Origin of the sequence: Fontibacterium abundans (SeqCode), assembly GCF_965235095.1 — a bacterium.
In the GTDB taxonomy this organism is placed as follows: domain Bacteria; phylum Pseudomonadota; class Alphaproteobacteria; order Pelagibacterales; family Pelagibacteraceae; genus Fontibacterium; species Fontibacterium abundans.
This window is the reverse complement of record NZ_OZ249405.1, coordinates 89,754-112,820: the sequence shown is the minus strand read 5'-3', so window position 1 is coordinate 112,820 and position 23,067 is coordinate 89,754. Positions and strand designations below refer to the sequence as shown.

Annotated in this window: 29 protein-coding genes; 16 read left to right on the top strand and 13 right to left on the bottom strand. The window is 30.6% G+C overall.

The window, feature by feature from the left end; translation table 11 throughout:
• The first annotated feature begins 21 nt into the window (after positions 1-21).
• Entirely contained in the window at positions 22-654 is a 633-nt protein-coding gene (locus AC8GER_RS00660; protein WP_506598060.1) for an outer membrane beta-barrel protein, read from the top strand.
• 109 nt (positions 655-763) lie between these two features.
• Positions 764-1,198, top strand: a complete 435-nt coding sequence (locus AC8GER_RS00655) for a hypothetical protein (protein ID WP_506598059.1) — start codon at positions 764-766, stop codon at positions 1,196-1,198.
• A 60-nt stretch (positions 1,199-1,258) separates the two neighbouring features.
• Here the strand turns inward: AC8GER_RS00655 and AC8GER_RS00650 are convergent, their stop codons facing one another.
• Positions 1,259-1,687, bottom strand: coding sequence for a CBS domain-containing protein (locus AC8GER_RS00650; protein WP_506598058.1), 429 nt, complete (start codon positions 1,685-1,687; stop codon positions 1,259-1,261).
• Positions 1,688-2,458: 771 nt separating this feature from the next.
• On the opposite strand from AC8GER_RS00650, the gene AC8GER_RS00645 reads away from it, so the two are divergent.
• Positions 2,459-3,295 (top strand): DMT family transporter, encoded by an 837-nt coding sequence (locus tag AC8GER_RS00645; protein WP_506598057.1) that lies wholly within the window; start codon positions 2,459-2,461, stop codon positions 3,293-3,295.
• Here the strand turns inward: AC8GER_RS00645 and AC8GER_RS00640 are convergent.
• Genes AC8GER_RS00640 through AC8GER_RS00625 form a run of 4 tightly spaced genes read right to left on the bottom strand, consistent with a single transcriptional unit; the run spans position 3,285 to position 7,009 of the window.
• Positions 3,285-4,214: a dihydrodipicolinate synthase family protein gene (locus AC8GER_RS00640; RefSeq protein WP_506598056.1), complete on the bottom strand. Its 930-nt coding sequence runs from the start codon at positions 4,212-4,214 to the stop codon at positions 3,285-3,287. The two genes, AC8GER_RS00645 and AC8GER_RS00640, sit on opposite strands and share 11 nt — an antisense overlap.
• Positions 4,211-5,326, bottom strand: a complete 1,116-nt coding sequence (locus tag AC8GER_RS00635; RefSeq protein WP_506598055.1) for an NAD(P)/FAD-dependent oxidoreductase — start codon at positions 5,324-5,326, stop codon at positions 4,211-4,213. Before AC8GER_RS00635 ends, AC8GER_RS00640 begins: the two co-directional genes overlap by 4 nt.
• A complete protein-coding gene (locus AC8GER_RS00630) occupies positions 5,323-6,744 on the bottom strand; it encodes an FAD-dependent oxidoreductase (protein WP_506598054.1) in 1,422 nt (473 codons plus the stop codon). The genes AC8GER_RS00635 and AC8GER_RS00630 overlap by 4 nt, the downstream gene beginning before the upstream one ends.
• 7 nt (positions 6,745-6,751) lie before the next feature.
• The gene (locus AC8GER_RS00625) at positions 6,752-7,009 is read right to left on the bottom strand and encodes a (2Fe-2S)-binding protein (RefSeq protein ID WP_506598053.1); all 258 of its coding nucleotides are present in this window, start codon (positions 7,007-7,009) and stop codon (positions 6,752-6,754) included.
• Between the two features lie 107 nt (positions 7,010-7,116).
• Here AC8GER_RS00625 and AC8GER_RS00620 point away from each other — a divergent pair, with 107 nt between their 5' ends.
• The 7 genes from AC8GER_RS00620 to hydA are packed head-to-tail and all read left to right on the top strand — an operon-like array spanning position 7,117 to position 13,525.
• A complete protein-coding gene (locus tag AC8GER_RS00620) occupies positions 7,117-7,914 on the top strand; it encodes a transporter substrate-binding domain-containing protein (RefSeq protein WP_506598052.1) in 798 nt (265 codons plus the stop codon).
• A 38-nt stretch (positions 7,915-7,952) separates the two neighbouring features.
• Positions 7,953-8,663 carry an amino acid ABC transporter permease gene (locus tag AC8GER_RS00615; protein WP_506598051.1) on the top strand — a complete coding sequence of 237 codons (711 nt, stop codon included), beginning with the start codon at positions 7,953-7,955 and terminating at the stop codon, positions 8,661-8,663.
• Position 8,664: 1 nt separating this feature from the next.
• Positions 8,665-9,348, top strand: coding sequence for an amino acid ABC transporter permease (locus AC8GER_RS00610; protein ID WP_506598050.1), 684 nt, complete (start codon positions 8,665-8,667; stop codon positions 9,346-9,348).
• The gene (locus AC8GER_RS00605) at positions 9,329-10,066 is read left to right on the top strand and encodes an amino acid ABC transporter ATP-binding protein (RefSeq protein ID WP_506598049.1); all 738 of its coding nucleotides are present in this window, start codon (positions 9,329-9,331) and stop codon (positions 10,064-10,066) included. Before AC8GER_RS00610 ends, AC8GER_RS00605 begins: the two co-directional genes overlap by 20 nt.
• A gap of 3 nt (positions 10,067-10,069) precedes the next feature.
• Complete coding sequence (locus AC8GER_RS00600) at positions 10,070-10,975, top strand: DUF6282 family protein (RefSeq protein WP_506598048.1); 906 nt, start codon at positions 10,070-10,072, stop codon at positions 10,973-10,975.
• On the top strand, positions 10,968-12,113 hold the full coding sequence (locus AC8GER_RS00595) for an ArgE/DapE family deacylase (protein WP_506598047.1): 1,146 nt from the start codon (positions 10,968-10,970) through the stop codon (positions 12,111-12,113). The genes AC8GER_RS00600 and AC8GER_RS00595 overlap by 8 nt, the downstream gene beginning before the upstream one ends.
• The gene (hydA, locus tag AC8GER_RS00590) at positions 12,110-13,525 is read left to right on the top strand and encodes a dihydropyrimidinase (protein ID WP_506598046.1); all 1,416 of its coding nucleotides are present in this window, start codon (positions 12,110-12,112) and stop codon (positions 13,523-13,525) included. The genes AC8GER_RS00595 and hydA overlap by 4 nt, the downstream gene beginning before the upstream one ends.
• A 100-nt stretch (positions 13,526-13,625) precedes the next feature.
• Here the strand turns inward: hydA and AC8GER_RS00585 are convergent, their stop codons facing one another.
• Both AC8GER_RS00585 and AC8GER_RS00580 read right to left on the bottom strand, forming a co-directional pair.
• Complete coding sequence (locus tag AC8GER_RS00585; RefSeq protein ID WP_506598045.1) at positions 13,626-13,982, bottom strand: DUF2784 domain-containing protein; 357 nt, start codon at positions 13,980-13,982, stop codon at positions 13,626-13,628.
• Positions 13,983-14,029: 47 nt separating this feature from the next.
• Complete coding sequence (locus tag AC8GER_RS00580) at positions 14,030-14,323, bottom strand: hypothetical protein (RefSeq protein WP_506598044.1); 294 nt, start codon at positions 14,321-14,323, stop codon at positions 14,030-14,032.
• Between the two features lie 220 nt (positions 14,324-14,543).
• Here AC8GER_RS00580 and pal point away from each other — a divergent pair, with 220 nt between their 5' ends.
• The 3 genes from pal to AC8GER_RS00565 all read left to right on the top strand — a co-directional run bounded on the left by pal (position 14,544) and on the right by AC8GER_RS00565 (position 15,653).
• Positions 14,544-15,011, top strand: coding sequence for a peptidoglycan-associated lipoprotein Pal (gene pal / locus AC8GER_RS00575; protein ID WP_506598043.1), 468 nt, complete (start codon positions 14,544-14,546; stop codon positions 15,009-15,011).
• Between the two features lie 318 nt (positions 15,012-15,329).
• Entirely contained in the window at positions 15,330-15,473 is a 144-nt protein-coding gene (locus AC8GER_RS00570) for a hypothetical protein (RefSeq protein ID WP_506598042.1), read from the top strand.
• Positions 15,474-15,476: 3 nt separating this feature from the next.
• The gene (locus AC8GER_RS00565; RefSeq protein ID WP_506598041.1) at positions 15,477-15,653 is read left to right on the top strand and encodes a hypothetical protein; all 177 of its coding nucleotides are present in this window, start codon (positions 15,477-15,479) and stop codon (positions 15,651-15,653) included.
• Between the two features lie 84 nt (positions 15,654-15,737).
• Here the strand turns inward: AC8GER_RS00565 and AC8GER_RS00560 are convergent, their stop codons facing one another.
• Together AC8GER_RS00560 and AC8GER_RS00555 are read right to left on the bottom strand one after the other, a co-directional pair.
• Positions 15,738-16,004, bottom strand: a complete 267-nt coding sequence (locus tag AC8GER_RS00560; protein ID WP_029167410.1) for a hypothetical protein — start codon at positions 16,002-16,004, stop codon at positions 15,738-15,740.
• A 167-nt stretch (positions 16,005-16,171) separates the two neighbouring features.
• Positions 16,172-17,035, bottom strand: coding sequence for a DUF6279 family lipoprotein (locus AC8GER_RS00555; protein WP_506598040.1), 864 nt, complete (start codon positions 17,033-17,035; stop codon positions 16,172-16,174).
• Positions 17,036-17,113: 78 nt separating this feature from the next.
• Here AC8GER_RS00555 and AC8GER_RS00550 point away from each other — a divergent pair, with 78 nt between their 5' ends.
• Together AC8GER_RS00550 and AC8GER_RS00545 are read left to right on the top strand one after the other, a co-directional pair.
• The gene (locus AC8GER_RS00550; protein ID WP_506598039.1) at positions 17,114-17,779 is read left to right on the top strand and encodes a cupin domain-containing protein; all 666 of its coding nucleotides are present in this window, start codon (positions 17,114-17,116) and stop codon (positions 17,777-17,779) included.
• Between the two features lie 155 nt (positions 17,780-17,934).
• Positions 17,935-18,528: a superoxide dismutase gene (locus AC8GER_RS00545; RefSeq protein ID WP_506598038.1), complete on the top strand. Its 594-nt coding sequence runs from the start codon at positions 17,935-17,937 to the stop codon at positions 18,526-18,528.
• Position 18,529: 1 nt separating this feature from the next.
• Here AC8GER_RS00545 and AC8GER_RS00540 read toward each other — a convergent pair whose 3' ends face one another.
• Together AC8GER_RS00540 and AC8GER_RS00535 are read right to left on the bottom strand one after the other, a co-directional pair.
• The gene (locus AC8GER_RS00540) at positions 18,530-19,603 is read right to left on the bottom strand and encodes a PQQ-dependent sugar dehydrogenase (protein WP_506598037.1); all 1,074 of its coding nucleotides are present in this window, start codon (positions 19,601-19,603) and stop codon (positions 18,530-18,532) included.
• Positions 19,604-19,608: 5 nt separating this feature from the next.
• A complete protein-coding gene (locus AC8GER_RS00535) occupies positions 19,609-19,746 on the bottom strand; it encodes a hypothetical protein (protein WP_506598036.1) in 138 nt (45 codons plus the stop codon).
• Positions 19,747-19,813: 67 nt separating this feature from the next.
• On the opposite strand from AC8GER_RS00535, the gene AC8GER_RS00530 reads away from it, so the two are divergent.
• Positions 19,814-20,197: a phosphate-starvation-inducible protein PsiE gene (locus tag AC8GER_RS00530; protein WP_506598035.1), complete on the top strand. Its 384-nt coding sequence runs from the start codon at positions 19,814-19,816 to the stop codon at positions 20,195-20,197.
• A 121-nt stretch (positions 20,198-20,318) separates the two neighbouring features.
• On the opposite strand, the gene AC8GER_RS00525 is transcribed toward AC8GER_RS00530, so the two are convergent.
• Both AC8GER_RS00525 and katG read right to left on the bottom strand, forming a co-directional pair.
• A complete protein-coding gene (locus AC8GER_RS00525; RefSeq protein ID WP_506598034.1) occupies positions 20,319-20,543 on the bottom strand; it encodes a DUF6552 family protein in 225 nt (74 codons plus the stop codon).
• A gap of 341 nt (positions 20,544-20,884) precedes the next feature.
• Positions 20,885-23,056, bottom strand: a complete 2,172-nt coding sequence (gene katG / locus AC8GER_RS00520) for a catalase/peroxidase HPI (RefSeq protein WP_506598033.1) — start codon at positions 23,054-23,056, stop codon at positions 20,885-20,887.
• Between the last annotated feature and the right edge of the window lie 11 nt (positions 23,057-23,067).

Here is a 23,067-nt window from a genome sequence, read left to right as displayed (position 1 = left end):
TTAAAAATAAAAGGAAATATAATGAAAATAAGAAACAAAATAATTAGTTTGTTTGCATCGGCAGCTATAATTGCCTGTGCTGCAGCAACTAATGTACTTGCTCAAGCAAAAAACTTTGCTGGACCAAGCTTAGCCATCTATGGTGGTTATACAGGCGCAAATACAGACGTTACTTACACCACAACAACATTATCTCTTGGACAAAATGATACTGTTTATGGTGGAGATTTATCTTTTGGAATACCCATAGATAATAATTTTTTTATGTCTATTGGTGCCACTTATGATTTAGACAAAATTAAAGCTGGCAGAATAGGTGCTGGAGCAAGCAGCATAAATTTAACACTTGATAAACACTATTCTTTCTATATCCAGCCTTCTTATGCAATTAACAATACTTCAGCAATATTTGCAAAATTAGGTTATCATAAAGCTGATGGTAAAATTTCAGTTAGTTATGACAACCAAACAGCTAGCGGAACAAAAGATTTTGAAGCTTGGGGTTATGGTCTAGGGGTTAAAACTTTTTTAAATAACAACGTATTCATACAAGCAGAAGCAAGCTTTGTAGATTTCGATAAAGAAACAGAAGACGGTGTTGGTTTTAAGCCAGAAGTAGCCGCGGGAATAATCAGTATTGGTTATAAATTTTAATTACTTAACTTGAAAAATATATTTCTCGTTATTTTTTTTACTCTACTATCTCTAGCTTCTGTTGAGGCTAGAGATATAGCGGTGAGTGGCTACACATTAGGCTGCTAATATGAATTTAAAAACTTTATTAATAATCAGTTTATCCTTAGGACTAGCTAACTGCGCTTCTATTACAGGAGAAAATTATCAGCCAATTAATTTAACTGCTAAAGATGATAAATCTAATTCAGTTGAAGGGGCTAACTGTGTTTTAGTAAACGACAAAGGTTCTTGGGAAGGTAAAACTCCATCTTTTGTAAATATCACAAGATCAGCAGAAGACATGTCGATTACTTGTAAAAAAGCTGGGATGCAAGATGGTTTAGTAAAAGCAGTATCACGTGCTAGAGGAAGTATGTGGGGAAATATTGTTTTTGGTGGAGGGGTTGGAGCAATCATAGATCATAGCAAAGGAACTGGATATGCTTACCCAGATCAAATACAAGTCATCATGGGAAAATCTAGAACTCTTGATAGAGACGGCACAACAAACACTCCTCAATAATACTTATTGTAAGTTCCAATAAGGTTATAAAGATTGCTATTTAGTTGTGAACTGAGTGGCCTAGCTAGTTACAAATTTTTGCAGCTGTTCTATTAAGTACTTCTGCTCATCGATCATAAGACGCACCACATCACCAATTGAAATAATTCCTATAGATTTACCATTATCTACTACCGGTAAATGTCTAACACGCTTATCCGTCATTAATTGCATACAAGCATCAATTTGCATGTCGGATGATATGGTTATTACGTCTTTACTCATAACTTCTGCAAGTTTTGTATCAGTACTATTCTTTCCCTTTAACACTACTTTTCTAGCGTAATCTCTTTCTGAAAAAATTCCTGTAATCTTATCCTGATCCTTAATAACAATGGCGCCGATATTTTTATCTGCCATTAACTGCAAGGCTTGTCTTACGGTATTATTTGAACTGAGTGACCAGGTTGGTCTTTTTGTCTGCTCTATAAATTGTCCCGCTGTCAGCATAATTTAATATATTCCAATTTAATAATTATTATTAGCCCCAAAAGGGGGAGGTCCCCCTTTTTATCAGGTTTAAATAACCTATAAAATTTATGTAATGTGGACCTTTTTGGGAAGAGCAGAGGTCCGTAAGCTCTTATTCAGTATTGATACTTTTTAATTCAAGTATCAGGTATTGGCATAAACATATTTACCGCCTCCTGATAAAAATATGTTCTTCCTTCATACTAAAGTCAAATTTTCTGCAAAAAAGAGAGCTAAAGAAATAAGTGTTATAGATGAGCACGTTGACTGTGATTAAGGCAAAGACAAAAAAATAAATTTGCAATAACCCCTGTGTTATAACCCCTCATTAATTTTGAAATAAATACTAAAGCAAAATCAGTCGTTTAATAGTGTTTTACTTTCATTCTCTTTTAGTAATATGGCACGACACTTTTTTTTAAAATTAAAACCCCGCTACTAAGTTACTTCCGTTAAATAACTTTTAAGGGTTTTGTCGTCTGGTATTTTATATTACTAAAATTTTAAAAACTGCAATAATATATAATTTTTCAATAACTCGTAAAGAAATAGTATGGAGCTAAAAATTATATATAAAAATTTAATATTTTATTTTATTGATAAAATTATCATATGACTAAATTTTTTTACCTATAGCAATATTAATAGCATCAATTTTTTTAAACGATATTGTTGAATAATAAAGATTAAGTATTTTTATTTTTGAAAATTTATACCAGTAATAATGATTTATGAAATTCTAATTTAAAAATGATCAGTATACTTCTTAGTTTATCTGCATATGGGATGTTAGTATGTATGGACTCTATAGCTAAACATTTAATAAACTTTTTAAGTGTAAACCAAATTATTTGGGGAAGATATTTTTTTCATTTTATTTTTACAATTTTAATTATTCTAATTTTTAAAATTAAAATTAATTTAAAAAAAGATTACAAAAATCAGGTTTTAAGATCTTTTCTTCTCATAATTGGGACTGTCTTTATGTATATTGCTCTCAAGGAATTAGACTTAGTAAATATTTTTATCATTTATTCTACTTCACCATTATTTCTTGTCTTGTTTTCAATTATATTTCTTAAGGAAAAAATAAGTTTGTTAGGAATAATTTTAATGTTCTTGAGTTTTCTTGTAATTACTTATTCGTTGGAAATCTCAGCTGATTTCTTAAATATTTATATTATATTTCCAATATTATTGGCAATTTCATTTGCTTTGTATCAGCTCGTAACTAAAAAAATCTCACATAACAAGGATCCCTTTGCAGCTGTTTTTTATAGTGGACTTTTAGGTTCATTATTTTTTTCTGTCTATCTCTTTTTAGATTACAAAAATTTTACAAATGACTTTTGGTTATATTTAATTTTAATAGGGTTATTAGGATTTTTTTCGCATTTATTTTTGATACTTGCAATTCAATATTCTAACGTTTCTTTTGTGTCATATTTTCAATATTCTCAGTTAATATGGGCTAGTATAATAAATGTTTTATTTTTTAATATTGATCTTACCAATCAAAAAATAATTGGAATAGTTCTTATTGTTTTTTTTGGGATCTTGTTTATTAAAAAGGAGCTTAATAATTAATTAGCTTAAATTTACTTAAAATTTTATCTAAATTTTTTTTATCGTTGCTATCCAATTCAATTGTAGATCTCATGAAATCAGTTGAAATTTTTTTCATTTTTTTTAGACAATATTTTAGCCTTGCGGTTGCGAAACTAGCTGGATTATTTCCATATATAGCTTTAGCAAAAAGATTAATTTTTTGGCTCAAATATTTTGCTTCTCTCATTTTTTTTTCTTTTATTAAATTGATCATATTGGCAACATCTTCAGGCAAGATAATTGCAAGGCTTACCAAACTTCCATCGCTTCCTTTTCTATATTTAAAACATGGATATAAATGTTCGTCACCAGACGCCATAACTAAAAAATTTTTTTTATTATTTTTAAATAGATTATAATTTTCTTGGTAAGCTCGCACATTCCAACTGCCCTCCTTCACACCAATTATTTTTTTTAATGTCAAAAATCTTTTGTTGAGAATTTTTTCATAGTTTAAACCATTAGAATGAATCGATGACTGATAAGTGAAGATTGGTATTGATATAAAATCATGTATTATTTTATGATGATCAAAAATTTGATCTTGCGAGCGTGAAAAAGACCAGGAGAAGGGTGGAAATATTAAAATTGCATCCGCACCATTTTTTTCCATTTCCTTCGCAACAACACGAGCTTTATACGGATCTTCAAAATTTACGCCAGATACGATTAACTGATTTTTCTTGATTATTTTTTTTGCAATTTTTACAATTACTATTTGCTCTTTATCAGTTAATGAAAAATTTTCTCCAGCATGCCCATTAATCAACAAACCTTTTATGTTTTTTTTATTTACAATATCTTTTAGGTGGTTTTTTAATTCTATAATATTTATCTGTCTATTTTTTTTTAAAGGAACAATAGTTGCTGCGTACAATCCCTTGAATTTTTCGTTCATTGCTTTTGAATTAGTCTACTAATATTGAATGAATCTAAATTAACATTTTTACCTAGAATGTATTCTGACAAAAGTTTGCCCATATATGGACCACTTGTATAACCTGAATGGACAGATCCTATTATATAAGCTCCTTCATTATCGGGTATTTTACCTATAATTGGCATTGCATCGTCTGTTTCTGCTTCTAAGCCAAGCCAAATTCTTGAAATTCTAGTATTTTTTAATTCAGGTGTAGCATAACAAGCTAATCTAATATTTCCTATTAAGTTCTCTGGTATAGTTGATGTAAACTTATCTGCAGTTGCTCCAACGCCTGGCCAACCACCTCCTATTAAAACATTTCCATTGCTAAATTGCTTCAATGAAAGTTTTCCATTTGCTATAGTAATAACACTATTAAGAAAATTATTCATTCTTTCAGTTACTATTAATTGTTGTGCCAAACATTTTAAATTGATTTTAACGTTCATCATTTTCAGAATTTCACCCAACCAAACTCCACAAGCCAAAACTATCTGATCAGCATAATAATCTTGGTTAATATTTTTATTACTTATGGTAACTGAAAAATTAGCATTTTTTTTTATTTTTATGACTTCAGAATTTTCTAAAATTGTTATATTTTCTTTTTGTAGTGCTTTTTTGTATGCAAGGCCAGTTTGATTAGCGTACGCGTAGCCATCGATCTCAGAGAAAGCTGCACATCTAATTTTTTTAGATAGAGACGGCTCAATTTTCTGAGCTTCAGCTGAATTTAAAATTTTAATATTTGCACCGTTATCATTCCTTATTTTTGATCGTTCAACTAGCAATTTTTCTTCCTCCTCAGTAAAAGCTAAACACAAACCAGGCTGATGCTTAACTTCGATATCTCTAGATAACCATTCACTTAGGTTCATCCACATTTCCCATCCCTTTAAGGCGTAAGGAACAAGGCTAGCTCTAGTCATATGAATAGTGAGTGTTCCAGCATTAGAACCAGAAGCTGATCTGAAAATTTGTGATTTATCAATTAATAAAACTTTTTTGCCAGCTCTTGCTAAAAATAATGCAACTGTTGAGCCCATTATTCCTGCACCGACAATAATCGTATCAAATGTCTTATTCAAATTGGTGTGCTTTCAATTTTTGTAATTTCCTCATAAGTAAAATCTCCTGCCGCTGCATAAAAAGGTATTGGTCTAACAGGAGCTCTTCCCGTCCAGTATCCTAAGTCTTCAATTTTTTTGTTAGTACATTTTGCCAACACTAAGCTTGTAGCGTAGTGGCATGTTCTGCCTTGACAAGGACCCATGCCGCATCTGGTCCAGGTTTTTAATTGATTCAAATCATGAGCACCATTATTTGCCGAGTTTTCAATGTCTTTTCTTGTTATGTCTTCACAGCGACAAACAATTGTTTCAGGAAGAATTTGTTTATAAAGCAAATCATTTGGAAATGAAATTTTTGATATAGCTTCTCCAAAAATTTTTAATCTTTTTAGTTTTTTAGATAAAATTTTATATTGTTGATCAAGCTCATAGTCTGAGAGCAAATTCATTTTATGAATTATTGATATTGCAGCTATTTTGCCCTTTTCATAGGCAGGCATTGCTCCTAGCACTCCAGAGGCATCCCCTATTTGATAAAAATTAGGAACAGATGTTTCAAAATATTTGTTCACTTCAGGTATCCAACCACCGAGATATTTATCAAATTTATGATGAGCATTCATTAGTCTTGAGAAATCTGTTGATGGAATTAATCCATGGCCCACGCACAATGTATCACACTGTAATTTTATAGATTTACTATTTTCAATATTATTTAAGTTTTTTATTTCAACATTTAAGAAATCATTATTATTTTCAGCGCTTGTAACCGTACAATTTGAATAAATAGGAATCCGGCACAATAAAATTTTTAATATCCACTTAAATCCTTTTATAAATAATGGTATATTGGAAAATAAAAAAATAAAATTTTTTAACCAAGTCCACTTAGAGTTGGTGTCTATAATCGCTTCGATTTTACCGCCTAGCTTTAGCGTATAGTATGCTACGACTAAAAGAAGTGGACCACATCCTGCAATTATAATTTTTTTACCTGGTATTGTTTGTTGTGATTTTAAAATTATAGTAGTGGCTGCAAGACCTATTACACCTGGATTTGTCCAACCTGAAAAAGGTACTATCCTTTCAGTAGTTCCTGTTGCTACTATTATTTTATTAGCTCGCCAAACAAAAGCTTCACTTTCAGTAAAGCCATCAATTCTAAAATTTTCAGAAATTTGCCAAACGGTATGATTGGGTTTGTAAACAATATTCGATTTTTTTATTTTTTCCTCTAAATCTTTTTGGATCTGCATCTCCTCAACGCTTTCATCACACTTAAATTCTGGAGGCGATGCTCTATATATCTGTCCCCCCACTCTCTCATTGTTATCAATAAGTAAAATATTAATATTATATTTTGATAATTCTAATGCGGCCGCAATCCCACTTGGGCCAGAACCAATTATTGCTACATCATAAACTTTATTATTCATTCTTTATTTATATAAAAATTTTAGTATTTTTTTTTATTTTAGAGATACAAGATAATTTTTTTACACCATCAATATTTACTATGCATTCTTGACAAGAACCCATCATACAAAATAATCCTCTATCTGTTTTTAATTTAGGAGATTTTCTTATTTTTTTATAATTATTATTATATAAAGCCAAAGCAACACTTGTTCCTTCTCTCGCAAAATATTTTTTTTCGTTTATGTAAAATTCTACAATTCTATTTAAAGTTGTACTGCTCATGTTTATGAATTTATTACGTTGATTATACTTAAGTATTTAAATTGTTTTAATATTAAATTAACAATGTATTCTAAAGAGTAAATAATAACTAAAATAGGGGTATATAAATGTTAAAAAAAATTATCTTATCTTTTTTTCTAACTTTTTTGCTTTTTACCGGAGCCGAAGCACGAACATTAGATGAAATTCTAAAATCTGGTGTTTTAAAAATGGGTGTAAATCCAGGACTTCCTCCATTAGCAAAATATGATGAAAAAAATAATTTAGTGGGGTTTGATGCAGACATCGGTGCAAAGTTAGCAGAAATGCTAGGTGTGAAACTTGAGTTAGTAGTAGTGGGATCGCCAGATAGAATACCTTTTGTATCAACCGGAAAAGTTGACATTGTAATGGGTGCTATGACTCGAAATGCGGAGAGACAAAAAATTATTGACTTCACATTGCCAGTTCATACTGAAGTTTTTGGCGCATTAACAACAAGTAAAAAACCATTTAAAGCAGTAATGGATATGAATAAAGCAGATGTTAAGTTAGCTCAAGTTAGAGGCACAATGCCAGCAGATTGGGCGGCAAAAAATTTGACAAAAGCTCAAATTACTCTTTTTGATAACTATCCAGATGCTATGAGATCAATTGCTCAAGGTAGAGCTGATGCAATTGTTGATGTTGTTGATTTTCTTGGAGAACATATGAACAAGTATAAAGATGTCAAATGGCAAGTAGTTGATAAGTCGATTGACACTTGGTATTGCGGCATAGGAGTTAAAAAAGGGAATTATACTCTTCAACAGTGGCTAAATGTTGCAATCTACACAATGCATAGAGATGATTTTGTAGATAAGACATGGAAGAAATGGTTTGGTATTGGTCAACTTACCAGCGTCCAAGCAACACCATATTTTTAATAATATAAAATTAAAAAAAATCTCAACCCTCCTAAGTTATGCTTAGGAGGGATGAAAATAGTACTGATCATATCATGGGCTATACATTAATTTACAGCCAGATTTACGAATATATTCCTTACTTAATTAAAGGCTCTTTGTTGAGCTTTACTATAGCAATACTCTCATTTTTTGGGGGAATGTTTTTTGGTCTGTTATTTGCAACCATAAGAACATTCGGTCCATTTTATTTAAATAAAATAGTTGTAATGTACGTAAATTTTTTTACAAATACCCCACAACTAGTTCAAATTTACTTTTTATTTTTTGCACTGCCTGAATTTGGTATTTTACTTTCTCCTTTTACTGCAGTGTTGTTAGGAATGACGCTTAATGCAGCAGCCTATTTAACAGAAATACAAAGGGCGGGTTTTTTATCAATTAAAAATGAAGAGTTAGACGCCGCCAAAACTATGAATTTTTCTATAAGTCAACAGGTCAGACTAATTATATTACCACATATTATAAAAACTATTTTTCCTGCTTTATCAAATCATTACATTCTTATGACATTAGGAACTTCGATGGCGGCGATTTTTGGAGTCGAGGAATTAATGGGTAGAGCTTTTAATATAAATTCTTTAACTTTTCGTAGTGTTGAAATTTTTTCTTTAACTGCTTTGATTTACATATTGATAACAATATTGGCTACATTTTGTCTTGCCACAATTGGTCGATATTTTTTTAAAGTTAAAATGAAAATAATTTAATATGCAAAATTTATTAGCAGAGTTCCCGAGTTTTTTTACATACTGGAATATAATTTTTCTTCTAAAAGCCATGTTAGTAACCTTTCTTTTAACCGCTATTGGTTGCTTATTTGGTTTTACTTTTGGGATTCTACTTGCGGTTATTAGAAAAACAGAGACAATTATACTTTTGCCTTTAAGAATTATTGTTATTTTTTATATTGAAATTTTTAGAAGAATACCATTTTTAGTTTCTTTATTATTAATTTTTTATATCTTCCAGATTTTAAAATTTTCAGATTCTTTATTTTTTATTGCTGTGGTTACAGTTTGCTTAATTGGAACAGCTTTTATTTCTGAAATAGTAAGAAGTGGCATTGAGTCCATAAATATTGCTCAATGGGATGCAGCCAAAGCAATGAATTTTAGTTATTTGCAAATATTAAAGGAAGTAATTTTTCCACAAGCGTGGAAAGTAATTTTACCTCCAGCCTTTGGTTTTTTTATTTTATTTATCAAAGATACTGCGCTAGCTTCACAAATTGGAGTTATGGAATTAACTTATGTTGGAAAGGTTTTAAATAATAAAGGATTTTCTCCTGTGTTAGCTTTTGGCTCAATACTTGTTTTGTATTTTATTTTATCATATCCATTATACATGCTTGGAAAAAAATTGGAAAAAAAATATGGCACACATAAAAATTAAATCTGTATCTGCTTTTTACGATTCTTTAAAAGTCTTAGATGATTTGTCACTAGATATAAACAAAGGTGAAATTGTAAGTCTTATTGGTCCCTCCGGATCTGGAAAGAGTACTTTGTTAAAATTGTTAGTTGGATTAGTAAAATTCCGCCAAGGAGAAGTTTTTTTAGAGGAAAAAAAAATTAATTATCAAAATACTAAAGACCTTAGTTTTGTCAGAAGTAAAATTGCTATAGTTTTTCAACAATACAATTTATTTCAAAATATGAGTGTTTTAAAAAATGTTTGTATTGCTCCAGTAAAAATACAAAAAAGAGATAAACATGAAGTAGAACAAAATGCCATTAAATTACTCGAAAAAGTGGGATTAAAAGATAAAATTAATTCATATCCTGAGGAACTTTCTGGAGGACAACAGCAGCGCGTTGCAATTGCCAGAGCATTAAATTTAAAGCCCGAAATTTTATTATTGGATGAAATAACTTCTGCCTTAGACCCTGAGTTGGTAAATGAAGTTTTAAACACTATTAAAATATTGGCATCAGAAGGAATTACGATGTTTATTGTCTCTCATGAAATGGGATTTGTTAAGGAAATATCAAACAGGGTTGCGTTTTTGGATAAAGGAAAAGTTGTAGAAATTAACCATCCAGAAAAATTGTTTAATCAGCCAGAAAATCCAAGAACTAAAGACTTTATGCTCAAAATCATAAAAGATTAAAATATGCTCAATATAAATAACATAAGTTTGGAAGGCAGATATGACAATCACATTCACTGTTGCCCTCATATTAATGCCAGAAGTTTAAATCTATTTGAAGCTATTGAAGATGCAGAGAAAGAAAAGATGAAGGCGATAGGATTGATGGATAATTTTTCTAATACATCTGGTTATGCGTCATTATTAAAAAAAAATTATAAAAATTATAAATTAGATATTTTTGGTGGCCTAATAATGGAGCCTTATACTGGTGGAGTTAATTCATCGATAGTTGAAATTTTAACTAATTATGCATATGAAGATTCTACAAAAAGATTTAAATTCATTTCTTTTCCCACTCACCATACGCAATATATCGCTAAACAAGAAAAGCGAAGTAAAGTTTATATTGATAGTTGTTTTTCATTAACCAATATTAAGAAAGTTGACAATAATATATTAAAAATATTAGAAATTATTTCTAAAAAAAATCTAGTTCTAAATACAGGGCATATATCAGGTGAGGAAATTATTAATTTAATTAGTCTTGCAAAAAATTTTGAAATTAAGAAAATATTAATACCTTCGAATCATTTATCTGCTTCGGATATTAAAGAGTTAAAAAAAATAACTAATGTTTTTTTTGAGTTTTCGTATTTTTTTATTTCCAAAGCTACTACTATACCGCTTACACATATAGACGGAGAGAAACATATCGTTGAAGGTATTAATAAAAATATTTTAAAAAATTTAATTAATGAAGCCCAATGTAAAAATGTGATACTATCGAGTGACTGCGGTGTGTCCGTTTTGCCTAAACCAACTATTGGTTTTAAAAACTTTATTAGTGAAATTTTAAGCCTAGGTTTTAATAATGCAGAATTAGATTTAATGACTAAAGATAACCCGCGGAAACTCTTTTATGAATAAACAAGATAAATCTGAGATAGTAAAAATTTTGTCAAATTTAGTTTCAATTAATACAGCTTACCCACCCGCTCATTCAGATAAGATAAATAGTTTTATCTACAACTATTTAAAATATTCTAAACTTAATTTACTTTTAAAAGGGCCTAATAAAAATAAAATAAGTTTAATTGCTAAAAATTTTTCGGGGAATGCAAAATCAATTGTATTTAATTCTCATATAGATACCGTACAGCCTAATAAGAAAGATTGGAAAACTAACCCTTATAAACTTACTAAAATAGGCAACTATTTGCACGGTCTCGGCTCTGTTAATTGTAAGGGGAGTGCTGCAGTACATATTTATTTGGCAAAAAAATTTAACCAATTTTTTCCAAAAATAAGTGAAAAAGTAACTTTTACCTTCGTTACTGACGAGGAAAATTTAGGTTCAGAAGGAAGTTTTTATTTAAGACAAAATCAATTAATAAATCCACATACTTTAATTTTAGGAGCGCCGACAAACAATAATCTTATAGTGGAAGAAAGAGGAGTTTTTTGGACAAGTGTTTATCTCAAAGGAAAAACTTCACATGCAGGAGAACCTGACAAAGGCATAAATGCAATAGAGAAAGCAAATAAAATTATTTTTAAGTTACAAACTAGTTATAAAAAATATATTCAACGTTATAATTGTAAAAATCAAAAATCTACTATTAATATTGGACTAATAAAGGGTGGCCATAACGTTAATGTTGTACCGGCACAGGCATATTTTCAAGTCGACCGAAGAATAACCAAAAAAGAAAGTATTCGATCGTCATTTAAAGAAATGAAAAAAATAATTCAAAAAGAGGATAAAACTGCAAAAGTAGTATTTAATACAGGCACTAATAGTTTTGCTTCAAATAAAAAAAATCAATATCTACAAAATCTTTACCATTCATATTTAGATGTTAAAGGAAAAAAACCAAAATTTTTATCTTGTATTGGAGTAAGTGATGGACGTTATTTTGCTAATGACAATATTAATATTATCAATATTGGTCCTGGCGATGGTGATCAGGGTCATAGGTCTAACGAAAAAATGAAAATAAATGAATTGTATGATTACTTTAAAATACTTTTTAAATTCTTTCAGAATATTAATAAAAATGTATGAAATTTGATTTAGTTATAAAAAATGGAGATGTTTTTTTTCAAGATAAAATAAAAAAGTTAGATATTGGTATATTAGAGGGCAAGATAAAAGCCATTGAAAATAAAATTGAACAAACATCAGATGTAATTGACGCAAAAGGTTTACTTTGCTTACCGGGCGGCATTGATAGTCATGTTCATATTTCTCAGCCATTTGGCCCTGACATTCAAATTGCAGATGATTTTATCTCAGCGACTAAATCAGCAGCTGCGGGTGGAAACACTTGTGTGATTCCTTTTGCGCTCCAGCAAAGAGGAGAGTCTATTAGAGCTGTTGTACAAAATTATCATAAATTAGCAGAGGGAAATTGTTACATCGATTATGCTTTTCATTTAATTATTTCAGATACTAGTCCTCAAACACTTGGACAGGAATTACCAGCATTGATCAATAATGGTTACACATCTTTAAAAATATTTATGACTTATGATGATTTAGTTCTTAAAGATCTTGAAATATTAAATGTAATGAAAACAGCAAAAGAACATAAGGCTTTAGTTATGGTTCATGCTGAGGGTTATGATGCTATTAGATTTTTAACTAATGAAGCTGAACAAAAAGGAAATATTGCCCCTTATTTTCACGCTGAGACTCGCCCTGATATAGTTGAAAGAGAAGCTGTTCATCGTGCAATCAGCCACGCAGAAATTGCGGGAATTCCTTTAATGATAGTGCATGTATCATCTGAAATAGCATTGGAGCAAATTAAGTGGGCAAAAGAAAAAAGGGAATTACCAATTTATGCTGAGACTTGTCCGCAATATATAACTTTAACCAAAAGTGATTTAAGGGGTTTAAATATGGATATGTCGGGCTCTAAATATGTTTGTAGTCCGCCACCAAGAGATATTAACTCACAAAATGCTATTTGGCAGGGCATACAAGAAAATGTATTTAGTATATTTTCAAGTGATCATTGTCCTTTTAGATACGATGATATTAAAGGAAAATTAAATCCTAAAGCCAAAACATCCTTCAGGTGGATACCAAATGGAATTCCAGGAGTTGAAACTAGATTGCCTATTTTTTTTTCTGAGGGGGTTTCAAAAAAAAGAATTTCTATAAAACAATTTGTAGAACAAACCTCCACTAATCACGCAAAAATTTATGGATTATGGCCTCATAAAGGTTCTATTGATATTGGATTTGATGCAGACATCGTACTATGGGATCAAAATAAAAAAACTAAAATTCATCAAAAAAATCTTCATCATGGTTCTGATTATACACCCTGGGAGAACTTTGAAGTAACCGGGGTTCCAATTACAACAATAACAAACGGTAGAGTTGTTTTTCAAGACCAAAAATTTATTTCAACAAAACCTCTTGGAAAATTTATTAGCCGTGGATATTCATCTTTAATAGAAAATTAATACTAAAGTAAAATCAGTCGTTTAATAGTGTTTTACTTTCATTCTCTTTTAGTAATATGGCACGATACTTTTTTTTCAAAATCAAAACCCCTTACTTCACTCACTTTTTTCTTTTAATAATAAACCCATAAATTATTCCATTTATAATCAGCAGAGCAATTCCAAGGCTAATTTGGATCTCTTTAGTTAGATTGATTGGGTAAATAATTGCATACAGATAATTTTGGATAAAGGTTGTGGAATAAGTTGCAAGATTTGCTTTGGTTAATAGATAATTTTCTAAGTAAGTGAGCGGGCAAACACTTTGTGTAAATTCTATATAAACTCCGTAAAGAAATGCTGGAACATGAAAATACAATGTCCAAGGTTTTATAAAGAATAAAAGACCTCCAAAGATTACAAATATAATAAAGAGAAAATGAATGATGAGCGTAAGCGTTGCAAGCGATTCATACATGGATGCTACAAATAGTATATGAACTTAAACTTTATTATTATTTAATATCAATCCCAACAAGTAGACACAAATCCAGAAACAGTATTTTTATTGTCAATTGTAAACTTTCTCTGACAATTGAATACTTTGCCTTTTACTTCATAAACATAAATCGTCTGATCGTTTTCAGCTAAAGTTTCTGTGGGTTTACCAAAAGTTTTTACAAGATTAGCTGAGGGCGCTTTTAAGAAAGTTGAAAGATACGCATTTTCTTTTGCAGCTTTTTCTTCGGCTTTTTCAGATATTGCAGTGCAAGAATAAAGGCCTAGTAGAGCTAGTAAAAATAATATTTTAATTTTCATAATTTTTATAAAAAAACTAATAATAAAAATAATCCTGCAAATACTATCATGATTATTTCTTTTTCTTTCATTAACAAATTCTATCTTAATAAGATCTGGCAATCATCATTATAAATAATAATCACTTTCTGATTGAATATTAAATCAGCAGTTGCATAAAACCTTATTTAAAACATATTTTAAAAATAAATTTTAGAAAAATATTTAAGGAGTCCAAATAATGAAAAAAATATTAACTCTACTTTCAGTTCTTGCTTCAACATTAATTGTAAGTTGCACAACACAACAAGCAACAGCACCGCAGATTGATGGCGATATTTATACAGGAAATGAAACTATTAAATATTTAGCTGATGGAGTTCCTGACAGGATATTTTTTGCAACAAATAAATATAATATTTCATCAAAAGGAACTGAAACACTATTAAAACAAGTGAACTACTTAAAAAATAATCCAAATCTAAATGTAACTCTAGAAGGCCATGCCGATGAAAGAGGAACAAGAGAATATAACTTGGCATTGGGTGAAAAAAGAGCCACTGCTGTTAAGGATTATTTAATGGCCAATGGATTAGCTTCTAATAGAATAAAAGTTGTCAGCTATGGAAAAGAAAGACCTGTTAATCCTGCTTCAAATGCTATTGCTTGGTCACAAAATAGAAGAACAGTTACTGTAAAAATTAATTAGTTCATTAACTTAACGCGAATAGTTAGTTAATTAATGAATTACTTTATTTTTATTGTAGTTTATTTTTTGCCGTGGATTATGTTGGCCTTAAGCATAATCCTACTAGGTTTCTTCTTATTTTATATAATTTTTAAAAATAAGAGCGATATCAACTATCACTTACGCTCATTATTTAATATTTACGGAAAATATTTACTTTTTAACCTTATTTTTTCATTGGTTATATTGAGCGTAAGGCTGAATATGGAACTAATTGTTGGGTACGCAATAATGTATATAGGCGTATTCTTTTTATTAAATCTTTTCAGTTTCTTGATTATGGAATTTAATTTTTTAAAACTTGAATCCTCTGCTTACTTAAAAAATATTCAGAATAAAAAATTATATTTAGTATTAATTGCAGAACACTCTCTTAAAATCTTCTTTATAATAATGATGATTATGAACAATATTGAGTATTAATTAATGAAAAATAATAAAAAAAAAGTTGATAATAAACTAAAAGAAACAATCAAAGAAAATAATTTTTTTAAAAAAATAATACTTTTAATTATTATTCTTGTTCTAATTACTTTCTTTTTTTCATCTATATTCTTAAATTTACTAAATTACTTACTCAATTTCTTATTTCCATTTGTATAAAGTTTAATAACTGCGCTGTTAAAATATGTATTTAATCAGTGCAGCAGATGCAAAAATTAGTGAATGTAATAATAAAAAGACGTTTTATTTTGAATTTAGTTTTACTAAATATTGAGTAAGGAAAATAGAGCCTGCGATAAAAATATAAATAACGAAGTAGTATAAAGTTCCTAATAATCCAATTGTAATTAAGGAATAAAAAACACAAGCTGTAAGAGTTCCTAAAATTAAAGCTGCTGCAATAATGTAAGGGTTTGCAATATTGGCACTATCGGTAATTTTTTTATAAATCGATGGTAATAAGGATGAAATCATCGCCAATATAATAGCCACGATAAGCTCGATGTTCATTTAATTATACCGTTTATAAAAAATTAAATATGTATTTATCGCCTAGATAAATAGCAAAGCCTAAAGCTAAGCCATATAAAATATAAATGTACCAATCTTTTAGCATTGCTTTGATAATATCATAGATCGATATAAATTGAGAATATAATTTAAAAAAATAATTAAATTTAGGGTTTGATTAAAGTTTCAAAATCTTTTCGATAACCGTTTAATTTCTGTGCTGCTTTTTTTCGTTGTTCTAATGTAGTTTTGTTATGTAGTTCAGATAATTGACTGCAGCCATCTTGTAACATTTTATCACTGTAAGCTGCATAATTTGGATTCGGTGATTTTTGATTACGGTCCCACACTGCTTTTAAAGTTGGATAAGGTTTTGCCCCAGATTGGATAAGCTTTACTGCATTGATTGAATCAGAGTGTCTGCGTTTTCTTTCTGGTAAAACTTGCTCAACATTAAACACACTTTTTTCTAATCGTTTAGCCAAAGCTTCTTTTTGATTTGCATTCAATGTTCCATAAAGCATCTCTGCTCGTTCAATGGCTCTTTTTAATCTTTTCTCGTTAATAATCTCACCCTTCTTACCTTTGCCGAAATTTTCAACAAACTCTTTATCTTTTTCTTCCTGATACGTATTCCAATTATCAATTTGAATTGGCGTTAAAGTTGTAGCTATTGGAATGAGAGCTGGGATAAATTTTTCAACTGCTTCATTGGTAAAAGTTCTAATCACATCCACTTCTTTACAAAACTGACTTGGAGTTAAATCTTGTATAATCAGTTTTTCCCATTGTTCTAATTTTACAATGTATTGCGGAAGATGCTTTTCGCGGTGCCATTCTAACCAAGCATCAAGTTGAATGCGTGAGAGGTTTTCTTGTTCTTCAGTTAAATCAACAATGGAGTCTAATTCAAAAATTGTAAGAAACGGTAGGCGGTTGTAGCCTAAAGTCACAACACTACATCCAACGATAAGAAGTGAAGTAATTATAATTAAAGTTCTTTTTAACCAAATATTAAAATTTATTACCATTAAGATTTTATATTAATTGATATTACACGGTAATTCTTGAAAATTATAAACTAAGTGATAGTTAATTTTTAAGTTAGTATGGATGCTATGAAAATAAATGCAGATTTTAATTTAAAAGTTGTAATAAAGCCTGAAGAAATGACTTGGAACCCATCACCTGTTCCTGGAATTAATAGAGCTTATTTAGACCGCGTTGGTGGTGAAGTTGCAAAAGCAAGTTCAATTGTAAAATACAAACCAAACTCAACTTTTACTCAACATGAGCATGGCGAAGGAGAGGAAATATTAGTTCTTGATGGAACATTCTCTGATGAAAATGGTAATTATTCTGCAGGTACTTATTTGCGAAATCCACCCAATAGTAAGCACTCACCCTATTCAAAAACAGGCTGTACATTATTTGTTAAATTAAGACACTTTCATCCTGAAGATATTGCAAGTGTTAAAATAAATACTCAAACAGAAATTTGGCACCAAGGATTAGTTCCAGGTTTATCGGTTATGCCGCTACATGAATTTAATGGAGTTGGAACTGCTTTAGTGCGTTGGGCGCCGAATACTATTTTTACCCCGCATGTTCATCCAGGGGGTGAAGAGATTTTTGTATTAGATGGAGTATTTCACGATGAACATAATTATTATCCAAAACATACTTGGATAAGAAGTCCTTGTTACAGTAAACATGCGCCATTTACAAAATCAGAAGGCGCACTAATTTATGTCAAAACAGGGCATCTTAATTAAATTACCTATTTAGCAAGGGACTACGATCAGTATTGCTTTCAATTTTCAAATAAGGGGTTTTTTGGTTTTAAAGAACAAATCCCTAAAATTTTAGTAAAATTTTTATAAAAAATTGAAAGTTTATTTTTAAAAAATTTAATATACAGTCAATCATTATGATATTTACTTTACCTAACTTAAATTATGCAAAAAACGCACTTCATCCTGCAATGAGTGTTGAAACATTAGAATTACATCACAGTAAACATCATCAGACTTATATAACAAATTTAAATAATTTGATTAAAGGCACCCCTCTTGAAAACGATACTCTTGAAGATATTGTAAAAAAAACTGCAAATGATTCAAGTAAAGCTGCAATCTTTAATAATGCCGGCCAACATTATAATCATATTTTATTTTGGCAGTGCATGCGCCCAAGCGGTGGTGGCAAAATGCCAGGAAAATTAGAGAAAAAAATTATTGAAACATTTGGTACAGTTGAAAAATTTAAAGAAGATTTTATTCAAGCAGGTGTTACTCAATTTGGTTCTGGTTGGGCTTGGCTTTCTCTAAAAGGGGATCAATTAGTTATTAGTAAAACCGCAAATGGTTCAAATCCGTTAGTAGATAATTTAAAACCTATTTTTGGCTGCGATGTGTGGGAACATGCTTATTATGTGGACTATAAGAATCGAAGACCCGATTATCTCAAAGCCTTTGTTGAAAAATTAGCAAACTGGGAATTTGTTGAGTCGCAATTAAGTTAATTTATTTCTTTATTACAGATAGTGCCCCTGCACCATTAGAAAGGATGTAAATTTTTCCATCTTCTGCAATTTTTAAATCACGAATTCGATTTAATTTACCCTTTAAAATAATAACTTCTCTGCCCACTTCATTATCATTTATAAATTCAAGTTTTCGAATAGTTTCATCCTTTAAAGAAGTCATTAGTATATGACCATTCCACTCTTTAAATTCATCTCCCTTATAAATTTGCACTGCACTTACTGCAATGGAAGGACTCCAGGTATATAATGGCTTTGTAAAACGACGATCCCATTGCTCTGTCTCGCCACATTTTGTTCCTGAATAATTAACCCCACCCCAACACCAAATCTGCCAACCATAATTTTCTCCAAATTTTACCTCACCAAAAAAATCTCCACCTTTTGCCCCGTGATTTGAAATATAAATTTTACCATTAAAGGGTGATAACGTCATACCTTGCGGATTTCGAATACCGATTTGATAAATTTCAGGCAGCCAATCGTCTTTGCCTTTAAACTTTGGATTATTTTTTGGGGCAGATCCATCTAGATTAATTCTAATCATTTTACCCACATGGGTTTTTGGATCTTGTGCAATGTTGCCATTTCCACGCTCGCCTGCACTTGCATAAATCATATTATCTTTAATGACTAATCTGCAGCCAAAATGATAACCACTATTGATTGGTGGATTTGCTTGAAAAATATTTTTAAAATTTAAATTCTCTTTTGCAAAAGTTGCCTTTGCAATACTAGTGCTTGTTTTGCCACCCCCTCGATCTTCCGTATAGCAAATAAAAATATCACTATTATGTTTGATAATATCAAGGAGTCCGCCTTGGCCATCTACTTTATAATTTAAATTATGTTTTACTTTTTTAACTTCTTTACTTTTAATATTTGCAAGTACAATCTCACCCTCTTTTTCAGTGATCAAAACCTCATCTTTATTGATAAATGTTAAACCCCAAGGATCTTTAAGATCTAAAATTTTCTCAATCTTAAAATTTTGTGCATATCCTGACTTTGATAAAATAAAAAAAATAAAAAATATTTTTAAAAATTTTTTCAAACTAACTAGATTCCGCCGAAGAAATGCAGATAAGACATAAGAGCTATAAAAAAACCTATTAACAATGACAATTTCTCAAGACCTATTGCCATTAGAAAACCAATACAAAAAACTAAAATAATTACTCCAATTAATGGTGACATTTTTATCTAATATCATTCATAATAACATAGGCAAGTATTTGCAAACAATGATATTACTTAAATTAATATGGTAAGTTTTTTTAGAAAATTACAGCTTGTATTTGCATCGGTCATCCTAATTGCAACCTCAATTGCCTTTGGACTTGAAGTTCTGCATATGGTTGAGATTCGCGATGTAAATCTGCCAGATTTATTATTGCTATTTATTTATTTAGAGGTAATTGGAATGGTGACAAGTTATTGGCGAACACAAACGATTCGTCTGACTTACCCTCTATTTATTGCAATCACTGCATTATCGCGATTAATTATATTACAAAAAAAAGATATTGATCCATCAACACTTGTTTATGAAGCGGGAGCAATATTACTTCTTGCTATAGCAATTGTGATATTGAAATTTAGAAGATCTAAACTTCTTGGCATCAAGTTTGATAAAGACGAACTATAAAATTAAAATTTTATTAAATTTATAAATAACGGTGATAGTGCAATCAGCACTAATATAATCACAACCGTTTTAGGTCGTTTAATAATATAATCAATTATTTTAAATAAATCTTTTTTAATCATTAAAAAAATACTTTTGCATAACCTAATGCAAAGATTGGAATTTGTATTCCAAAATTTACCATCAACGCTCTATCTTTATTCACATACCCAACAAGCGTCCAACCTAATGAACCAGCGCTATGCACGAATATATTAAGTGGATAAAGGTTTACACTCGTCAGCAAAATCCCACTCAATATAAGAGCTGTGCTTGCCCATTTTACATATTTATTTACAAATTTCATGATTTCTCCAAAGTTAAGTTATTAAGTTTTCTCTACCAGTGCCTAATCACATTTGCGATAATAAACGCACAAGTGATCACATGAATCACAGTCCAAAATGTTTTAAGGTACAAAGCAATACGTGCTTCTCGTAAAGTTAAAATAGGTACATCGGGTTTATCACTATCGGTGCTGCCCATTAAATGACCAGTAGCTCTGGCCCATATTTTTTCCATAGATCTTAGCATTTGTTCCATCCTTTCATGGCTGTTTTGTCTTTAAATCTTCTAAAATATAATTTTTATAAATGCTATAAATTTCTAGCAAATCTAAAGTGGGCTAATAAAGGAGTAATTAAAATTTTAATTTAGGCTTGGAAGATCGGCATTCATAATTTTCGTCCAAACTTCAACGAAATCTTTTATGAATTTTTCTTGATTGTCATCTTGTGCGTAAACTTCTGCATACGCTCTAAGAACTGAGTTTGAACCAAATACAAGATCAACTCGAGTTGCTGTGAATTTTTTCTTACCCGATTTTCTTTCAATAATATCGTAGCTGTTTTTGCCCGTTGGATTCCAAGAATATTTCATATCTGTTAAATGTACGAAGAAATCATTAGTTAATGCGCCAACTTTATCTGTAAACACTCCATGTTTTGTATCATCAAAGTTGGTACCTAAAACTCGCATACCGCCAATTAAACAAGTCATCTCTTTTGCAGATAATCCCATTAAAGATGCTCGCTCTAACATTAATTCCTCTGGCATCACTACGTAATCTTTTTTAACGTAATTTCTAAAGGCATCGTGCACGGGCTCTAATACTTTAAATGAATCGATATCTGTTTGGTCCTGACTTGCATCACCTCGACCGGCTCTAAATGGAACTTTAACTTTAGATCCAGCTTTTTTAATAGCTTTCTCTAAACCAACAACGCCGCCTAAAATAATAGTGTCAGCGACGCTTGTGCCCGATTTTTTAGCAATGCCTTCATAAACTTTTAAAACTTTTTTAAGTTTAGCTGGTTCATTTGCTTCCCAATTGATTTGTGGAGATAATCGAATACGTGCACCATTGGCACCACCTCGTTTGTCGGTACGTCTGAAAGTTCTCGCACTGTCAAAAGCGGTTGTAACTAATTCTTGTGTACTTAGACCACTTGCTGCAATTAATTTTTTAACTTTCTCAGCATTATATTTTTTCTTTAATGCTGGAACTGGATCTTGCCAAATTAACTCTTCTTTTGGCACCCAAGGACCAATATAGTTTTTACGTGATCCTAAATCTCTGTGTGTTAATTTAAACCAAGCTCTGCCAAATTGTTCATCTAAATACTTTGGATTTTTATAAAATTTTTCTGAAATTTTTCTATACTCTGGATCCATTTTCATAGCCATATCAGCATCGGTCATGATTGGATTATGTCTAATTTTTGGATCTTCTAAATCTTTTGCTTTTTTATGTTCCTCTAATCCAATAGGTTCCCATTGAAAAGCACCTGCTGGACTCTTCTTTAGTTCCCATTCATAATTTAATAAAAGATCTAAGTATTCGTAATTCCATTTATCAGGATTAGTCGTCCACGCGCCTTCAAGTCCTGAAGTTACTTGATATTTACCAAGTCCATTTTCTTGATTCCAACCTAAGCCTTGTTCATAAATTTCAGCACCAGCAGGCTCCGGTCTTAATTTTGCAGCATCACCGTTTCCATGACAACGTCCGATACTGTGACCACCCACAGTCAGTGCGCAAGTTTCAACATCATTCATTGCCATTCTTGCAAATGTTTCTCTAACATCGTGGGCTGTTTTTAATGGATCAGGTTCACCATCCACCCCTTGTGGATTTACATAAATAAGTCCCATCACCACAGCTGCTAGAGGATTATCTAAAGATGTTCTATCTTGTTTGTTTGGATAACGTTTATCTTGTAACCATTCTTTTTCGCTTCCCCAATAAACATCTTTTTCAGGATGCCAAATATCTACTCGTCCAAATGAAAAACCATAAGTCTTAAGGCCGGCATGTTCATAACCCATGTTACCAGCTAAGATCATAAGATCAGCCCAACTTAATTTATTTCCATATTTCTTTTTAATCGGCCAAAGAAGTCTTCTTGCTTTATCTAAGTTTGCATTATCAGGCCAAGAATCTAATGGAGAAAATCTATGATTTCCTGTTCCAGATCCACCACGACCGTCTGCAATTCTATAAGTTCCTGCAGAGTGCCAAGCCATTCTAACAAATAAACCAGAATATGTTCCAAGATCGGCAGGCCACCACTCTTGACTATCTGTCATTAATTTCAGTAAATCTTTTTTTAAAGCGTTATAATTTAATTTCTTAACTTCTTTTTTATAATCAAATCCAGGAAGTGGATTAGTTTTAGTATCGTGTTGATGCAAAATATCTAAGTTTAAAGATTTTGGCCACCAAGCAGCTGTTGGTGATTGGTCTGCCTTTGTTAAAGAACCATGCATCACTGGGCATTTTCCTGAACCGTTTGTTTTTTTGAAAGTTTCTGTACTCATAATTTTTGAAA

Bases quoted from the DNA above. Each gene is read 5' to 3' on its own strand.
- AC8GER_RS00660 (WP_506598060.1), top strand. From the start codon at position 22: ATGAAAATAAGAAACAAAATAATTAGTTTGTTTGCATCGGCAGCTATA.
- AC8GER_RS00655 (WP_506598059.1), top strand. From the start codon at position 764: ATGAATTTAAAAACTTTATTAATAATCAGTTTATCCTTAGGACTAGCT.
- AC8GER_RS00650 (WP_506598058.1), bottom strand. From the start codon at position 1,687: ATGCTGACAGCGGGACAATTTATAGAGCAGACAAAAAGACCAACCTGG.
- AC8GER_RS00645 (WP_506598057.1), top strand. From the start codon at position 2,459: ATGATCAGTATACTTCTTAGTTTATCTGCATATGGGATGTTAGTATGT.
- AC8GER_RS00640 (WP_506598056.1), bottom strand. From the start codon at position 4,214: ATGAACGAAAAATTCAAGGGATTGTACGCAGCAACTATTGTTCCTTTA.
- AC8GER_RS00630 (WP_506598054.1), bottom strand. From the start codon at position 6,744: ATGAATAATAAAGTTTATGATGTAGCAATAATTGGTTCTGGCCCAAGT.
- AC8GER_RS00625 (WP_506598053.1), bottom strand. From the start codon at position 7,009: ATGAGCAGTACAACTTTAAATAGAATTGTAGAATTTTACATAAACGAA.
- AC8GER_RS00620 (WP_506598052.1), top strand. From the start codon at position 7,117: ATGTTAAAAAAAATTATCTTATCTTTTTTTCTAACTTTTTTGCTTTTT.
- AC8GER_RS00615 (WP_506598051.1), top strand. From the start codon at position 7,953: ATGCTTAGGAGGGATGAAAATAGTACTGATCATATCATGGGCTATACA.
- AC8GER_RS00610 (WP_506598050.1), top strand. From the start codon at position 8,665: ATGCAAAATTTATTAGCAGAGTTCCCGAGTTTTTTTACATACTGGAAT.
- AC8GER_RS00605 (WP_506598049.1), top strand. From the start codon at position 9,329: ATGGCACACATAAAAATTAAATCTGTATCTGCTTTTTACGATTCTTTA.
- AC8GER_RS00600 (WP_506598048.1), top strand. From the start codon at position 10,070: ATGCTCAATATAAATAACATAAGTTTGGAAGGCAGATATGACAATCAC.
- AC8GER_RS00595 (WP_506598047.1), top strand. From the start codon at position 10,968: ATGAATAAACAAGATAAATCTGAGATAGTAAAAATTTTGTCAAATTTA.
- hydA (WP_506598046.1), top strand. From the start codon at position 12,110: ATGAAATTTGATTTAGTTATAAAAAATGGAGATGTTTTTTTTCAAGAT.
- AC8GER_RS00585 (WP_506598045.1), bottom strand. From the start codon at position 13,982: ATGTATGAATCGCTTGCAACGCTTACGCTCATCATTCATTTTCTCTTT.
- AC8GER_RS00580 (WP_506598044.1), bottom strand. From the start codon at position 14,323: ATGAAAATTAAAATATTATTTTTACTAGCTCTACTAGGCCTTTATTCT.
- pal (WP_506598043.1), top strand. From the start codon at position 14,544: ATGAAAAAAATATTAACTCTACTTTCAGTTCTTGCTTCAACATTAATT.
- AC8GER_RS00570 (WP_506598042.1), top strand. From the start codon at position 15,330: ATGGAATTTAATTTTTTAAAACTTGAATCCTCTGCTTACTTAAAAAAT.
- AC8GER_RS00565 (WP_506598041.1), top strand. From the start codon at position 15,477: ATGAAAAATAATAAAAAAAAAGTTGATAATAAACTAAAAGAAACAATC.
- AC8GER_RS00560 (WP_029167410.1), bottom strand. From the start codon at position 16,004: ATGAACATCGAGCTTATCGTGGCTATTATATTGGCGATGATTTCATCC.
- AC8GER_RS00555 (WP_506598040.1), bottom strand. From the start codon at position 17,035: ATGGTAATAAATTTTAATATTTGGTTAAAAAGAACTTTAATTATAATT.
- AC8GER_RS00550 (WP_506598039.1), top strand. From the start codon at position 17,114: ATGGATGCTATGAAAATAAATGCAGATTTTAATTTAAAAGTTGTAATA.
- AC8GER_RS00545 (WP_506598038.1), top strand. From the start codon at position 17,935: ATGATATTTACTTTACCTAACTTAAATTATGCAAAAAACGCACTTCAT.
- AC8GER_RS00535 (WP_506598036.1), bottom strand. From the start codon at position 19,746: ATGTCACCATTAATTGGAGTAATTATTTTAGTTTTTTGTATTGGTTTT.
- AC8GER_RS00530 (WP_506598035.1), top strand. From the start codon at position 19,814: ATGGTAAGTTTTTTTAGAAAATTACAGCTTGTATTTGCATCGGTCATC.
- AC8GER_RS00525 (WP_506598034.1), bottom strand. From the start codon at position 20,543: ATGAAATTTGTAAATAAATATGTAAAATGGGCAAGCACAGCTCTTATA.
- katG (WP_506598033.1), bottom strand. From the start codon at position 23,056: ATGAGTACAGAAACTTTCAAAAAAACAAACGGTTCAGGAAAATGCCCA.